The 14,008-nt window shown below is 77.3% G+C and carries 12 protein-coding genes; 6 read left to right on the forward strand and 6 right to left on the reverse strand.

What is annotated here, in order from left to right:
• Positions 1-156: 156 nt before the first annotated feature.
• Positions 157-1,962, reverse strand: a complete 1,806-nt coding sequence (locus ACI782_RS25560) for an ABC-F family ATP-binding cassette domain-containing protein (RefSeq protein WP_456912924.1) — start codon at positions 1,960-1,962, stop codon at positions 157-159.
• A 199-nt stretch (positions 1,963-2,161) separates the two neighbouring features.
• Between ACI782_RS25560 and ACI782_RS25565 the strand changes: the two genes are divergently transcribed.
• Entirely contained in the window at positions 2,162-2,944 is a 783-nt protein-coding gene (locus tag ACI782_RS25565; RefSeq protein ID WP_456912925.1) for a hypothetical protein, read from the forward strand.
• Positions 2,945-2,951: 7 nt separating this feature from the next.
• On the opposite strand, the gene ACI782_RS25570 is transcribed toward ACI782_RS25565, so the two are convergent.
• Entirely contained in the window at positions 2,952-3,716 is a 765-nt protein-coding gene (locus tag ACI782_RS25570) for a class I SAM-dependent methyltransferase (protein ID WP_456912926.1), read from the reverse strand.
• Entirely contained in the window at positions 3,713-4,735 is a 1,023-nt protein-coding gene (locus tag ACI782_RS25575; RefSeq protein WP_456912927.1) for a methylenetetrahydrofolate reductase C-terminal domain-containing protein, read from the reverse strand. The genes ACI782_RS25570 and ACI782_RS25575 overlap by 4 nt, the downstream gene beginning before the upstream one ends.
• Positions 4,736-4,852: 117 nt before the next feature.
• Between ACI782_RS25575 and ACI782_RS25580 the strand changes: the two genes are divergently transcribed.
• The 4 genes from ACI782_RS25580 (at position 4,853) to ACI782_RS25595 (ending at position 8,351) form a co-directional block, all read left to right on the forward strand.
• Positions 4,853-5,842 carry a pirin family protein gene (locus ACI782_RS25580; RefSeq protein WP_456912928.1) on the forward strand — a complete coding sequence of 330 codons (990 nt, stop codon included), beginning with the start codon at positions 4,853-4,855 and terminating at the stop codon, positions 5,840-5,842.
• A gap of 93 nt (positions 5,843-5,935) precedes the next feature.
• Positions 5,936-6,847, forward strand: coding sequence for a DUF5996 family protein (locus ACI782_RS25585; protein WP_456912929.1), 912 nt, complete (start codon positions 5,936-5,938; stop codon positions 6,845-6,847).
• Positions 6,848-6,884: 37 nt separating this feature from the next.
• A complete protein-coding gene (locus ACI782_RS25590) occupies positions 6,885-7,853 on the forward strand; it encodes a pirin family protein (RefSeq protein WP_456912930.1) in 969 nt (322 codons plus the stop codon).
• Positions 7,854-7,916: 63 nt separating this feature from the next.
• Entirely contained in the window at positions 7,917-8,351 is a 435-nt protein-coding gene (locus ACI782_RS25595; protein ID WP_456912931.1) for a PPOX class F420-dependent oxidoreductase, read from the forward strand.
• A gap of 50 nt (positions 8,352-8,401) precedes the next feature.
• Here ACI782_RS25595 and ACI782_RS25600 read toward each other — a convergent pair whose 3' ends face one another.
• The 3 genes from ACI782_RS25600 to ACI782_RS25610 all read right to left on the reverse strand — a co-directional run bounded on the left by ACI782_RS25600 (position 8,402) and on the right by ACI782_RS25610 (position 13,392).
• Positions 8,402-9,172: a VOC family protein gene (locus ACI782_RS25600; RefSeq protein ID WP_456912932.1), complete on the reverse strand. Its 771-nt coding sequence runs from the start codon at positions 9,170-9,172 to the stop codon at positions 8,402-8,404.
• Between the two features lie 76 nt (positions 9,173-9,248).
• Entirely contained in the window at positions 9,249-11,297 is a 2,049-nt protein-coding gene (locus tag ACI782_RS25605; RefSeq protein WP_456912933.1) for a TPM domain-containing protein, read from the reverse strand.
• A gap of 97 nt (positions 11,298-11,394) precedes the next feature.
• Complete coding sequence (locus tag ACI782_RS25610; protein WP_456912934.1) at positions 11,395-13,392, reverse strand: TPM domain-containing protein; 1,998 nt, start codon at positions 13,390-13,392, stop codon at positions 11,395-11,397.
• 112 nt (positions 13,393-13,504) lie between these two features.
• Between ACI782_RS25610 and ACI782_RS25615 the strand changes: the two genes are divergently transcribed.
• The gene (locus ACI782_RS25615; RefSeq protein WP_456912935.1) at positions 13,505-13,861 is read left to right on the forward strand and encodes a Rieske (2Fe-2S) protein; all 357 of its coding nucleotides are present in this window, start codon (positions 13,505-13,507) and stop codon (positions 13,859-13,861) included.
• The last annotated feature ends 147 nt before the right edge of the window (positions 13,862-14,008 follow it).

A 14,008-nucleotide genomic window follows, 5' to 3' on the forward strand; every position in this document is an offset into this window, starting at 1 on the left:
CCCCCCCCCCCCCCCCCCCCCCCCCCCCCCCCCCCCCCCCCCCCCCCCCCCCCCCCCCCCCCCCCCCCCCCCCCCCCCCCCCCCCCCCCCCCCCCCCCCCCCCCCCACGACCGTGCGGAGAAGACCCTGTCCAGCCGAGGGCCGGCGCGCCGCGACTCAGCCCTCGGCGACCTCGGCGGCCTCCAGCCAGTCGAGCTCGACCTGCTCCTTCTCGGCGAGCACCGCCCGCAACCGCTCGTCGAGCTCCAGGACCCGCGCGTGGTCGGTCGCGGCAGCTGCGAGCTCGCCGTGCAGCCGCTCCTCCTCGGCGGTGAGCTTCTCCAGGCGCCGCTCCAGGCGGGCGGCCTCCTTGCGGGCGGCCCGCACCTCACCGGCCGAGCGGGTCGGCGCGGCGGGCGCGGGCTCCGCCGTCCGGCCGCCCGCCGAGGGCAGCTGCGCCTCCCCCGCCGCCCGGCGTGCCAGGTACTCCTCGACCCCGCCGGGCAGCGCGGCCAGGGAGCCGTCGCCCATGAGGGCCACCACCGAGTCGCACACCCGGTCGACGAAGTACCGGTCGTGGCTGACCACCAGCACGGTGCCGGCGAAGCCGTCGAGCAGGTCCTCGAGCGCGGTGAGCGTGTCGATGTCGAGGTCGTTGGTGGGCTCGTCGAGCAGCAGCACGTTCGGCTCGCCCATCAGCAGGCGCAGCAGCTGCAGCCGCCGCCGCTCCCCGCCGGAGAGGTCGCCCACCGGCGTCCACTGCCGGGACGCCGGGAACCCGAACCGCTCGGCCAGCGAGGACGCGGAGATCTCCTGGTTGCCGATGCGGGCGACCCGGGCCACCTCCTGCACCGCCTCCAGCACGCGCAGCCGGCCGTCCAGCTCGGTGACGTGCTGCGACAGGTAGGCCGGCGCGACCGTCTGCCCGCGCACCACCCGCCCGCGGTCGGGCTCGGTCTCGCCGACCAGGAGCCGCAGCAGCGAGGTCTTGCCCGCGCCGTTCACCCCGACCACGCCGATGCGGTCGCCCGGGCCGACGTGCCAGGTCAGGTCCTCGAACAGCGGTCGCGGGCCGTCGTCCGAGGGGACCGCGTAGTCGACGTCCTCCACGTCGTAGACGGTCCGGCCGAGCCGGCGGGCCGCGAACCCCTTGAGCGCCATCGACTCCCGCGGCGGCGGCACGTCCTCGATCAGCGCCTCGGCCGCCTCGATGCGGAACCGCGGCTTGCTGGTGCGTGCCGGTGCGCCGCGGCGCAGCCAGGCCAGCTCCTTGCGCACCAGGTTCTGCCGGCGCTCCTCGGTGACCGCCGCGATCCGCGCGCGCTCCGCCCGGGCCAGCGTGTAGGCCGCGTAGCCGCCGTCGTAGGCGTGCACCTTCCCGTCGGCGACCTCCCAGGTCCGGGTGCAGACCTCGTCGAGGAACCAGCGGTCGTGGGTGACGACGACCAGCGCGCCGACCCGGTTCACCACGTACTCGGCCAGCCACGCCACGCCCTCGACGTCGAGGTGGTTGGTCGGCTCGTCGAGGACCAGCAGGTCCAGGGGCCGGATCAGCTGGGCGGCCAGCGCCACCCGGCGGCGCTCACCACCGGACATCGGCGCCACGAGCGAGTCCAGGCCCAGCCGGTCGAGCTCCAGCCCGGTGAGCACGTTGCGCACGGCCGGGTCGGCGGCCCACTCGTGCTCGGCGGCGAACAGGTCCGCGGGCAGGACGACGTCACGCACGGTGGCGCCCGGCGGCAGGATACCGGACTGGTCGAGGACGCCGAGAGCCAGGTCCGCGCGGCGGGTGACCCGGCCGGCGTCGGGTTCCTCGCGGCCGGTGAGGACGCCGAGCAGCGTCGACTTGCCGCTGCCGTTGCGTCCGACCACGCCGATCCGCTCACCGGCGGCGATCCCGAGCGAGACGTCGTCGAGCAGCACCGTGGTGCCGTGGGCCTTCTGCACCCGCTCGAGGTTGACCAGGTTGACGGGTGCGCTCATGGGAGCCCCAGTATCCGCCCGCCCCGGGCAGGGATCCCGGCCGCCCCGGGACACCGGCCCCTGGCCCCCGGGACGCCGCGCCGGCCGGAGGCTCGCCCCGTCCCGGCGGGAGCGGCACAAGTGACCCGCAAGGACCTCGCAAGCAGCCCGTTCGAAAGTCGGGCCGATCGATCCCGCAGCACTTCCCAGGAGGTAGACGATGACCGCGGCGGTTGTTCTCGCCGGAGGGACCGCGCACCCGGTCCGCGGTGCGCAGCAGGCGGCCCGGGCGACGCTGGTCGCCGTCCGCCGGGCGTCCCGGGACACGGCGGCCGCCCCGGCCTCGGTCTGGTGGGCACGGCTGGCCGAGCGCGGGCCGGCCTCGGTCGAGCACTCCCTGGTGGCGGTGAACTCCGAGCGTTTCCCCGACGGCACGCCGGTCGACCTCACCGCGCTGCACTCCCGCGGACGGCGCCCGGCCGGCTGGCTCGTCGACCTGCGCTACCGGGTCGGCGACGGCGCGGTGGTGCGGGTGGAGCTGGCCGAGTCCCTCGCCGACCCGTGCCCACCGCTGTGGTTCGCCGAGGTCCACCACGCCACGAGCGGGGTACCCGCGGTCTCGCTGCTGGCCTTCCGCGGGGGCGGGTTCCGCACGGGGTCGCTGGTGGGCCCGCACGAGGTCGCCGCCCGCGGGCTCCGGATGGCCGACCGCGTCGGCGAGGTCCGCTGGTGGACCCGCTCCGGCGTCGTCGACACCGTCACGGTCGCCCCCGGGGTGCGCCGGCGCGGCGTGGGACGGGCGCTGGTCACCGTGGCCGAGGCGCTGCGGGTGCTGCGCGGCTGGGCGCCGCTGCGCTCCGACGGCCGGCTCACCGACGCCGGCGCCGCCTGGCTGGACGCCGCTCCGCAGCACTGGGCGCAGCGGCTGACCGAGCGCACCGAGCGGCTGCCCGACGAGGCCGACCCCGACGCGCTCACCGGCGTCGCCCGCCTGCTGCGCTGAGAGACGGTCAGCCGGCCTCCGCCACCCCCAGCCAGGCGCGCAGCGCCCCCTGGGACAGCAGCCGGCCCACCCGGCGGGACTGCTCCCGCGCCTCCCGCCAGCGCGGGTCCTCCCCGTGCCGGCGGGCGACCTCGGCCTCCACGGCGTCGGCGCGCTCGGACCACTCCGGCGGGCTGTCGCCGAGGTCGGCGTCGGCGGTCTCCAGCAGCCGCAGCCCCGCGGCGTCGAGCAGGGGTGGCAGCTCGCGGGCCGCCGGGAACACGTTGCCCTCCGGCAGCGGCGGCGGCAGCGGGCGGTCGGCGACGAACACCAGCAGCCCGAGCCGGCCGCCGGGGCGCAGCACGCGGCGCAGCTCGGTCAGCGCGCCGGCCTTGTCCGACGTCGTGCACAGCACCCCGAGGCACCAGGCCGCGTCGAAGGCGGCGTCGCGGAACGGCAGCGCCTGGGCCAGCGCGGCCACCGACGGCAGGCCGAAGAGCCGGCGCGCGGCACGCGCCGCGGCCGACATCGGCTCGGCGCAGACCGGGCGCACCCCGTGCTCGGCGGCCAGCCAGCCCGCGGGTCCGCCGACCCCGGCGCCGTCGTCGAGCACCCGGCAGCCCTCGCCGAGCGCCAGCCGGTCGGCGAGCCAGCGCAGCGCCCCCTCGCTGCCGCTGCCGCGGCACCCGGCCGGGACCGCGTGCTCCGGGCCCAGTGCCCGCACCGCCTCCTCGGTCCAGCCGGCGACGGTGCCGAACTCCGACTCCATCGCGTCGCTCTCGAGCTCCCTCATGCGGCCTGCTCCCTGATCGCGGCGGCCACCTCGGCCTTGACCCGCGCGCCGGCGTCCTCCCCGGCCGCGGAGGCCAGCCCGGAGAGGTTGACGCCGACCACCCCGGGGACGGCCAGCAGCGCACGCGCCTCCGCCACCGCGGCGGCGATGCCGGCCGCCCGCGGGTCCGGGGCGGCGAGGACGGACTCGACCGTGGCGTCGTCCACGTGTAGGCCGGGGAAGCGCTGCAGCACCCGCGCCGAGGGCTCATCGGTGTAGACGGCGACCGCGGCGACGAACGGCAGCGTCGCGCCGGCGGCGCGGGCGGCGGCGACGAACGCCGCCACCTCCGCCGGGCTGCGGACGTGGTTGAGCACGCAGACCTGCGCCCCGGCCCGCTGCTTGGCGGCGACCCGCGCCGGCCGCGCGTCCGCCGGTGGCGCGGCCGGCGACTCCGGGACGGCTACCGGGAGCCCGGTCGCGGCGGCCAGCGCGGTCAGTCGCGGCCCGTCGAGGTCGAAGACCTGGGTGACGCCGGGCCGGACGTCGGGACCGCGGGCGTCACCGGTCACGCAGAGCACCGCGTCGACGCCGACCGCGGCGAGCCCCGCCAGCTCCTGCTCGAGCACCACGCGGTTGCGGTCGCGGCAGGCCAGCGTCGTCCACGGCCGGCCGCCGGCGTCGCGCACCTCCGCCGCGAGGAGGGTCGGCGGCAGGTCGGGGCGGTTGGCGTGCTCGCCGGCCAGCAGGCCGTCGGAGACCGGGGCGAGCAGGCCGACGACGCGACGCAGCGCGACCGGGTCGAACGGCGGGACGGTGAGGTCGGTCAGCACCACCGGCCGGGTACGGGCGCGGTCGAGGAGGCTCCCGGGCCGGGGCGGCGCCGGCTCCGTGTGCGGGGGGTCCCACGAGGGGGCCGGGCGGTCCACGAAGACGCAGCGGTGCTCGGCGACCTCGCAGCGCTCGTCGTCCCGGACGCCGCCGCACGGGCCGAAGACCATCCGCTTCGGGCACCCTGGCCGGCGGGCGTCGTCGTCCACCGTCGGAGCCTGACCGTCGCCGTCGCCGTCCAAACCCGACCCGGGACGGCGGGAAGACAACGGCCCCTGCGAGCGCTACAGTCGCCGTTAGTTGAGCCCTCAACCAAGGAGGCCGGCATGCCTGCCGTGACCGTCGAGGACACCACCACGCTGCCCCGCGTCCCCGTACCCGCGCCCCGGACCGTCCGCCGCCGGGTCCGCTCGGTGACGACCGCGCCGTCGGGCTTCGAGGGCGAGGGCTTCCCGGTCCGCCGGGCCTTCGCCGGGGTCGACCTGCGCGACCTGGACCCGTTCCTCCACATGGACCAGATGGGCGAGGTCGAGTACGCGCCGGGTGAGCCCAAGGGCACCTCCTGGCACCCGCACCGCGGCTTCGAGACCGTCACCTACATCATCGACGGCACCTTCGAGCACGCCGACTCCCACGGGGGCGGCGGCACGATCAGCAACGGCGACACGCAGTGGATGACCGCCGGCGGCGGCGTGCTGCACATCGAGCGGCCGCCGGAGCACCTGGTGGTCAGCGGCGGGCTCTTCCACGGCCTGCAGCTGTGGGTCAACCTGCCCCGCGCGCAGAAGTGGGTCGAGCCGCGGTACCAGGACCTGCGGGCCCACGAGTCGGTGCTCCTGGCCAGCCCGGACGCCGGCGCGCTCCTGCGGGTCATCGCCGGGGACGTCGGGGGGCACGTCGGCCCCGGCTCGACCTACACGCCCATGGCCATGGTGCACGCGACGATCGCCCCGGGCGCGACGCTGGACCTGCCGTGGCGGCCGGACTTCAACGCGCTGGTCTACGTGCTCTCCGGCGCCGGCTCGGTGGGCATCGACCGGGCTCCGGTGCGCACCGGCCAGCTCGCCGTCCTGGGTCCCGGTGACACGGTGACCGTGTCGGGGGCCGTGCACCAGGAGTCGCGCACGCCCGCCCTCGACGTTGTGGTCCTCGGCGGTGCGCCGATCCGCGAGCCGATCGCCATGTACGGGCCGTTCGTCATGAACACCCGCCAGGAGGTCGTCGACGCCTTCGCCGACTTCCAGGCCGGCCGGCTCGGCACGATCCCCGCACAGCGCGTCCCGCACGGGGGCGTGCGCGGGGAGACCGGCCAGTGACGACGCCCTGACGCCGACCGTCGGCGGCGGCTACCGCGCCGCCGCCGACGGCTGCATGCTGGCCGCCACCGGAACCGCGAGTGAGGAGCCGCTGTGTCCGTCTTCCCGCCCATGCCGCTCGCCGAGTGGGCCGACACCAAGGAGACCGTGCACCGGTTCCTGCAGATCATCGGCAAGCTCCGGCTGGCCAACGCCCCGCGGCGCAACCACTGGTGGCACATCCCGTTCCACCTCACCGGCCGGGGCCTCACCACCCGGCCGATGGGCTTCGACCCGGTGTTCGCCGTCGACCTGGACCTGGCCGACCACCGGCTGGAGGTGAGCGTCGCCGACGGACGCCGGGCGTCGTTCCCGCTGCCGGGGTCGAGCGTCGCGGCGTTCTACCGGCAGCTGCTCGACACCCTGTCGGGGCTCGGCCTACCCGCTTCCGTCGACCACCCCGTCCCGTACGACCTGGCCGACCGCACGCCGTTCGCCGAGGACGAGCACCACGCCTCCTACGACCGCGAGCGGGTGACCCGCTACTGGCTGGTGCTGGGCCAGGTGGCGCAGGTGCTCGAGGAGTTCGCCGGGCGCAGCTACGCCAAGACGAGCCCGGTGCACCACTTCTGGCACACCTTCGACATCGCCGTCACCCGGTTCTCCGACCGGCGGGTGGAGCAGCCCACGGACGTCGACCCGGTCACCCGCGAGGCCTACTCGCACGAGGTGATCAGCGCCGGCTTCTGGTTCGGCGACGACCAGGTGCCCGAGCCGGCCTTCTACTCCTACACCGCGCCCGAACCGGTCGGGCTGGTCGAGGAGCCCCTGCGACCGGCCGCGGCGCGCTGGATCGACAGCCGCGGCGCGCACCTGGCGCTGCTGCCCTACGAGGACGTGCGGACGGCGGCCGACCCGCGGGCCGTCGTCCTGGAGTTCCTGGAGAGCGCCTACCTCGCCGGTGCGCGCCGGGCCGGCTGGGACCTCGACGCCCTCCGCTGCCCGACCGCGCCCGAACCACGGTGACCCCGCCCACCCCGCTCGCCGTCCGGAGGTCCGCGCCATGAGCAACCTCGACCGCCGTCCGTCCGCCCGTGAGCTGGGCGGGCTGGACGAGACACCCGCCGGCCCGGTGCTGGACCTGCTGCCGGGCAAGGAGGTGCAGCTCGGGGAGAGCACCCGCGTCCGCCGGCTGCTGCCCACGCTGGGCCGGCGGCTGGTGGGCGCGTGGGCGTTCGTCGACCACTACGGCCCCGACGACGTCTCCGCCTCCCCCGGCATGCAGGTGGCACCGCACCCGCACACCGGCCTGCAGACCGTCTCCTGGCTGCTCGAGGGCGAGGTCCACCACCGCGACTCGCTGGGCAGCGACGCGGTCATCCGGCCCGGCGAGCTGGCGCTGATGACCGCCGGCCACGGCATCGCGCACTCCGAGCAGTCCCCCGTCCCGCACCCGCGGTTCCTGCACGGCGCCCAGCTGTGGGTGGCGTTGCCCGACGCCGCCCGGGAGGTGGCACCGGCCTTCGACCACCACACGTCGCTGCCCGGCTTCACCTCCGACGGCGTGACCGCGACCGTGCTGATGGGTTCCGTCGGCGGGGCGACCTCCCCCGGCACCGCCCACACCCCACTGGCCGGCGCCGACCTCGACCTCACCGCCGGCGCGGATGTCGAGCTGCCGCTCGAGCCGGACTTCGAGTACGCCCTGCTTGCCAACTCCGGGTCCGCCGAGGTGGAGGGCGCACCCCTGGGGCGCGGGGCGATGCTCTACCTCGGCACCGGCCGTCGCTCGGTCCGGCTGCGGGCGGCCGAGGCGGCCCGGCTGCTGCTGCTGGGCGGCGAGCCGTTCGAGGAGCGGATCGTCATGTGGTGGAACTTCGTCGGCCGCACCGGCGAGGAGATCGCCGACTACGCGCAGCGGTGGAACGACGAGGACGAGCGGTTCGGCGTGGTGGTCGGGTGCGACGGCGACCGGCTGCCGGCCCCGCCGCTGCCCCCGGTGCCGCTCAAGGCGCGCGGCCGGCAACGCTGAGGTCCCGCATCCTGCGACCGTGGGGCCGGGCACAACCGGCGCCGGGGCGGTGTTGCTGCGGGCATGGCCGAGACCGTGGACCCCCGCCTGCTGGACTTCGTCGCCGAGCACCGGTGGGGGGTGCTCGCCACCGTCAAGCGCGACGGCCGGCCGCAGCTGTCCAACGTCGGCTACGCCTACGACCCCGAGGCCCGGCTGTTTCGGGTGTCGGTGACCGATGACCGCGCCAAGACCCGCAACCTGCGGGCCGACCCGCGGGTCACCCTGCACGTCGCGTCGAAGGACTTCTGGTCCTGGGCGGCCGTGGAGGGGACCGCGGCGCTCACGCCGGTCGCCGCCGACCCGCACGACGCCACGGTCGACGAACTGGTCGCCTACTACCGGGGCGTCTCCGGCGAGCACGAGGACTGGGACGAGTACCGCGCGGCCATGGTCGCCGACCGCCGGCTGGTCGTCCGCTTCCGCCCCGAGCACGCCTACGGGCAGCTGCGCGGCTGAGCACGACCGGCCGGGTGGCCGGCGCGCCCCCGACGCGCCGGCCACGCTGCTCAGCCCTGCGCCGACCCGCCCATCACCTCGAACGGCGCGCCCCACGGGTCGGCCAGGACGGCGAACCGGCCCCACGGGGTGTCCATCGGCGGCATGAGCACCTTGCCGCCGGCGGCCTCGACCGCACTGGCCGCCTCGTCGGCGGAGTCGACCGCGAAGCAGGTGAGCCAGCCCTTGGGCAGGTCCGGGGAGGACGCCCCGAGCCCGCCGAGCGGGTTCCCGCCGGTGGAGAAGGTCGTGTAGTCGAAGTCGTCACCGCCCTCTTCGACCTCGTCGTAGGTGAAGCCGAAGACGGCGGAGTAGAACTCGCGGGCCCGGGCGGCGTCGTCGGCCATCGCCTCGTTCCACGCCAGGGCACCGGTCTCGTTGACGATGCGGGCGCCGGTGTGCGTGCCGGACTGCCACAGGCCGAACGCGTTGCCCTGCGGGTCGACGGCGATGGTCATCGTGCCCATGGGCCCGACCTCCATCGGCTCGACGACCACCGTGCCGCCGGCCTCGCGGATGCGGGCGGCCGTCGCCTGCGAGTCGTCGGTGGCGAAGTACGTCGTCCAGCTCGGCGAGTCCCCGGGGTTCATCAGCGGCCCCATGCCGGCCGCCGGCTGCCCGTTCCGGTGCGCGTTCAGGTAGCCGCCGAACTCCGGGTCGCCACCCTCGTACTCCCAGCCGAACAGCCGGCCGTAGAAGTCCTTGGCGGCGTCGATGTCCGAGGCGCCGTAGTCGACCCAGCAGGGGGTGCCGGCCGGCCAGGGGGTGTTCCGAGTGGGCATGTGTCCTCCTCGTCTGTGGGAGAGGACACCGTTCCACCCGGGTCCGACAGTTCCCAGGCCTCGGCCGACGCGAGGGTCAGAATTCACCCCCGCCGAAGTCCCCGCCGAAGTCGGTGCCACCGAAGTCCCCGGCCGCCCAGTCCCCGCCGCCCATGTCGCCGCCGTCGTGGTCGCCGAAGATCAGGCCCCCGAGCAGCAGGCCGCCCAGCCCCGCGCCCAGCGGGCTGATCCCCCCGGCGCGCCGGTAGCCGCCGCTGCCCCAGCCCCCGCCGTACCCACCCCAGGTGTTGCCGTAGCCCCCGTAGCCGGCGTACCCGGTCTGCTGCGACCACCGCCGGACGTCGGCCTCCGCCTCGGCCAGCGCCTGCTGGGCGAGCCGGTCGGCCGTCTGTGCCGACCGCAGCGCGGACGCGGGGTCCTGGCCGCCCTGCCGCTCCGCGGACGCCAGGTACCGCTCGGCCTCCGCCAGCCGCGTGCGGGCCGTCGGGCCCACCGCACCGCGGCGGGTGCCGATGAAGTCCCCGGCCGCGGCCACCGCCGCGCGCGCGGTCAGCAGCGCCTGGTCGAGCGCCTCCGCGGCGCGCCGGACACGCGTCTGCTCGTCGCGGGCGGTCTGCAGCGCCTGCTCGAGGGCGATGTCGGCCTCCTCCAGCCGGCGCAGCGCGGCGAGGGGGTCGGGCTGCGCGCCGTCCTGCCGGGAGAGCGCGGCCTCGGCCGACGACAGCGCCGCCTCGGCGCGGGCGACCTGCGGACGCAGGTCGCTGCGGGTGCCGGCCGTGAGCATGGCCCGGGCCTCGGCGAGGTCCTCCTCGATGTCGGCCCGCGCCGCCGGCACCCGCTGCTCGGCGGCGGCGAGGTCACCGCCCAGCCGGGCGATCGCGTCGAGCAGCGTGACGCTCTGGCCGACGGCGTTCTCCGCGCCGCGCAGCCGGCCCACCGAGCGCCCCGCCTGGCCGGCGGCCTGGTCCTCCCGGGCCAGCTCGACCTCCCGCGTCGCCGCGGCCAGCCGCACGCCGGCCTCCGCGACGTTCTCCGCCACCGGCGCCACGGCCGCGGCGGCGTAGCGGCCCTGCAGGTCGGCCAGCCGCCGCTCCTCCTCGGGCAGCCGCTGCTGGAGCTGCTCGATCCGCCGGCCGAGCTCCTCGGCGGCCTGCCCGGCGGTGCGCTCGCGCTCGCGCAGCTCCTCGAGCGCCGCCGCCTGCTCGCGCAGCCGCTGCCCGGCCGCGTCGGTGAGCGCCAGCAGTTCGGTCAGCATGCGGCGCTGGGTGGGCTCGTCCTCCGGGATCTCGTCGTCGAGCTCCTGCCGGATGGTGAACGCCCGGGCCAGCTCGGCCCGCGAGCGGTCCAGCGCCTCGACCAGCCCCGGCACCGCGTCCTCGCCGAAGTGCGACCGGGCGTAGTCGAGGTCCACCTGCGCGCCGCGGACCTGCTCGTCCAGCTCCAGCAGGGCGGTGCTCCCGCGGTAGTTGAGCTGCTCGGTCGGGACGCCAGCGTGCGGGTCGCGCTGCGGCAGCCGCGCCGGCGCCGACGGCAGCTCCCGCTGCGGCGCCCGCCGCCGGCGGCGCGAGAAGAGGTACAGCCCGCCGCCGAGGAGCAGCAGGCCGAGGACGACGGCGAGCGTCCCCGCACCGGAACCGCTTCCGCCGCCCGGTCCGGCCGGTGACCCCGAGCCCGAGGTGCTGCCGCCGGCCAGTCCGTCCGCGAGCGCCGTCACCGCACCGGCCCAGTCGCCCTGGGACAGCCGCGGCCGCACCTCGTCGTCCAGCACGGCCTGCAGCTCCGCGGCGTCGACGGACTGACCGGCGTGCACGCCGTAGAGCCGGTCGTCGACGGCCACGGCCAGCAGCACGTCGTCGTTGCCGAGACCGGAGAGCTCCGCGGTCTCGCGGGCCCAGTCGGAGCGGTCGACGCCGTCGAAGCTGTCGACGAAGACGGCGAACAGCCGGGTGCCGGTCTGCTGTTCGAGGTCGTCGATCGCGGCGCGGACGTCGTCGGCGTCCCCACCGAGCACGCCGGCCTCGTCGCTCACCTGGTCGGCCAGCCCGGTCGGCGGCGAGGCCAGCGCCGGGGACCCGGCGAGCAGCAGCGCGGTGAGGATGGCCATGACGATCGTCAGGCGGCGCACGTGGGACCTCCGGTGTACTGGGGCGCCCGTCAGGACGTCCGGACTCTAGGCACGGACGGCGGCCACCTCCGGTTCCCGGCCCGGCCGCGCCCCGCGGTCAGAAGCGCCCGCCGCCCCCGCGCCGGCCGCCACCCGACCGCCGGCCGCCGCTGGACCGGCGCGTGCCGCCCCCGGACCGGCGGCCGCCCCCGCCGAAGCCGCTGCTGCGGTAGCCGCCGCGCGACCCGCCGCCACCGCCGCCGAAGAGGATGCCGCCGAGCACCAGGCTGCCCAGGTCCACGCCACCGCCGGCCGGACGGCCGCCCGCGAAGCCGCCCGGCGACCACCCGCCGTAGCCCCCGCCCCCGCTGCCCCACGAGGAGACGTCGCCCTGCGCCGAGGCGAGCGCCTGCTGGGCCAGCGCCCCCGCCTGCTGTGCCTCGCGGAGCGCGCCGACGGGGTCGCGCTGCCCCGAGGCGACGGCGGCGTCGAGGTGCCGCTGGGCCTCGGCCAGCCGGGTGCGCGCCTCCGGGCCGACGGCACCGCGCCGGGTGCTGATGAAGTCGCCCGCCGCGGCGATGCCCGAGCGCGCGGCGAGCAGGGCCTGGTCGAGGGCGGCCGCAGCCCGCCGGGTCTGCGCCTGCGCGTCCCTCGCCGTCCGCAGCGCCTCCTCGAGCGCGGCGTCGGCCTGCTCCAGCTCGCGGAGGGCCGCCAGTGGGTCCGGTCGGCCGTCCGGGGGCGACAGGGCGGTCCCCACCGCCGCGAGCGCCGCCTCCGCGCGGGCGATCTGCGGCGCCAGGCCGCTGCGGTCCCCACCCGCGACCAGCGACCGGGCCTCGGCGAGGTCCTCCTCGGTCTCCGTCCGGGCCGCGACCACCCGCGCGGCGGCCGCGTCGAGGTCGGTGGCCAGCCGCCCGATCGCGTCCAGCAGGGTCGCCGTCTGCGCGACGGCGTCCTCGGCGGCGCGGACGTCGCTCACCGCGGCGCCCGGCTGGCCGGCGGCCAGGTCCGCGCGGGCCTCGGCGACCTCGGCCTGTGCGGCGGCGAGCCGGGCCCGGGCCTGCGCCACGTTCTCCGCCACCGGGGCGAGCGCCGTCGCGGCGTAGCGCTGCGCCAGGTCGCGGAGCCGCTGCTCCTCCCCCGGCAGGCGGCCGCGCAGCTCGGCGATCCGCGGCTCGAGGGCGTCCAGCACCTGCGGCGCGGTGCGCTCGAGGTCCCGCAGCTGCGCGAACGCCTCGGCCTGCGCGTCGAGCCGGGCGTCGGCGGCCTCGACCAGCGCGAGGAGCTCGGTCAGCAGCCGCCGCTTCGCCGGCTCGTCCTCGGGCACCTCGTCGTCCAGCTGCTGCCGCAGGGTGAACGCGCGCGCCAGCTCCGCCCGGGACTGCGCCAGCGCCTCGTCGAAGCCGCCCACCGCCTCGGGTCCGTACTGGCTGCGGGCGAAGTCGAGGTCCAGCTGCGAGGCCTGCACCTGCTCGTCGAGCTCCAGCAGCGCACTGCTCGCGCGGAACTGCAGCTGCTCGGTGGGGACGCCGGCGTGCGGGTCCGCCGCGCCCGGACTCGGCGCCGCCGTCCGGCGCTTCCGCCGGGAGCGGGCCACCAGCAGGGCCCCGCCGCCCACCACGACCACCCCGCCGGCGACCAGCAGCCCCGTGGACACGCCGCCCCCGGAGCCGCCCAGCCCGTCGGCGAGCGCGACCACCGCGCCGGTCCAGTCCCCGTCGGAGAGCGCCGGCTCGACGTCGGTGGCCAGCAGGTCGTCGATCTCGTCGTCCGACAACCGGAAGCCCTCGTCCACGGAGAGGCCGTAGGCGCGGTCGTCCACCGCGACGGCGAACAGCACGTCGGTGCTGCCCAGCTGCGACGCCGTCGCGGCGTCGTCCGCCCACTGCTGGCCGGAGGCACCGTCGAAGGAGTCGACGAAGGCCACCCACAGCTGGGTGCCGTCCTCGGCCCGGAGCCGGTCGAGCGCGTCCTCGACCCGCGCCTCCTCACCGGTGAGCGCACCGACCTGGTCGACGACCGGCTGGCCGAGCCGGAACGGGGGGACGGCGAGGGCGGGACCGCCGGCGAGCAGCAGCAGCGTCAGCACCCCCAGGACGACGACGAGCCGCCGCACGGGCACCTCCTGGGGACGACGGAGCGAGAGCCCCGCGACCCTATCGACGTGGCAGGGGTCCGGGGGTGCGCGACCGGGTAGCACCCCGTTCCCCGAGTCCCGTGGAGGCACCGTGAGCGAGCCCGACCGCATCCCCGCCGCCGAACTGCCGTCCGGAGCCGTGCGCCGCGTGGGCGACTGGGCGGTGGGCAACCGCGACGGGGACTACTTCGCCGTCTCGCGCCGCTGCCGGCACCAGCTCGCCGACCTGTCGAAGGGGTCCCTCGACGCCGACGGGTGCCTGGTCTGCCCCTGGCACCAGAGCCGCTACGACGTCCGCACCGGGGAGATGGTGCAGGGCCCGCGCGGCTTCCTCGGCTACCACGGCCCCACGCCGGGCTACACGCAGTTCGTGCGGGCCTACGGCCGGGTGCTGCGGCTGCGCGTGCGGAAGGCGCTGCGCCGCGGCGCCGACGTCGTCGTGGAGTGAGCGGAGTGGGGGGGGGGGGGGGGGGCCCCCCCCCCCCCCCCCCCCCCGCCCCCCCCCCCCCCCCACCCCCCCCCCCCCCCCCCCCCCCCCCCCCCCCCCCCCCCCCCCCCCCCCCCCCCCCCCCCCCCCCCCCCCCCCCCCCCCCCC

Source organism: Geodermatophilus sp. SYSU D00703, from assembly GCF_054050155.1.

What these genes read in the sequence shown, in the direction of transcription:
- ACI782_RS25560 (WP_456912924.1), bottom strand. Translation starts at nt 1,962, where the DNA reads ATGAGCGCACCCGTCAACCTGGTCAACCTCGAGCGGGTGCAGAAGGCC.
- ACI782_RS25565 (WP_456912925.1), top strand. Translation starts at nt 2,162, where the DNA reads ATGACCGCGGCGGTTGTTCTCGCCGGAGGGACCGCGCACCCGGTCCGC.
- ACI782_RS25570 (WP_456912926.1), bottom strand. Translation starts at nt 3,716, where the DNA reads ATGAGGGAGCTCGAGAGCGACGCGATGGAGTCGGAGTTCGGCACCGTC.
- ACI782_RS25580 (WP_456912928.1), top strand. Translation starts at nt 4,853, where the DNA reads ATGCCTGCCGTGACCGTCGAGGACACCACCACGCTGCCCCGCGTCCCC.
- ACI782_RS25590 (WP_456912930.1), top strand. Translation starts at nt 6,885, where the DNA reads ATGAGCAACCTCGACCGCCGTCCGTCCGCCCGTGAGCTGGGCGGGCTG.
- ACI782_RS25595 (WP_456912931.1), top strand. Translation starts at nt 7,917, where the DNA reads ATGGCCGAGACCGTGGACCCCCGCCTGCTGGACTTCGTCGCCGAGCAC.
- ACI782_RS25600 (WP_456912932.1), bottom strand. Translation starts at nt 9,172, where the DNA reads ATGCCCACTCGGAACACCCCCTGGCCGGCCGGCACCCCCTGCTGGGTC.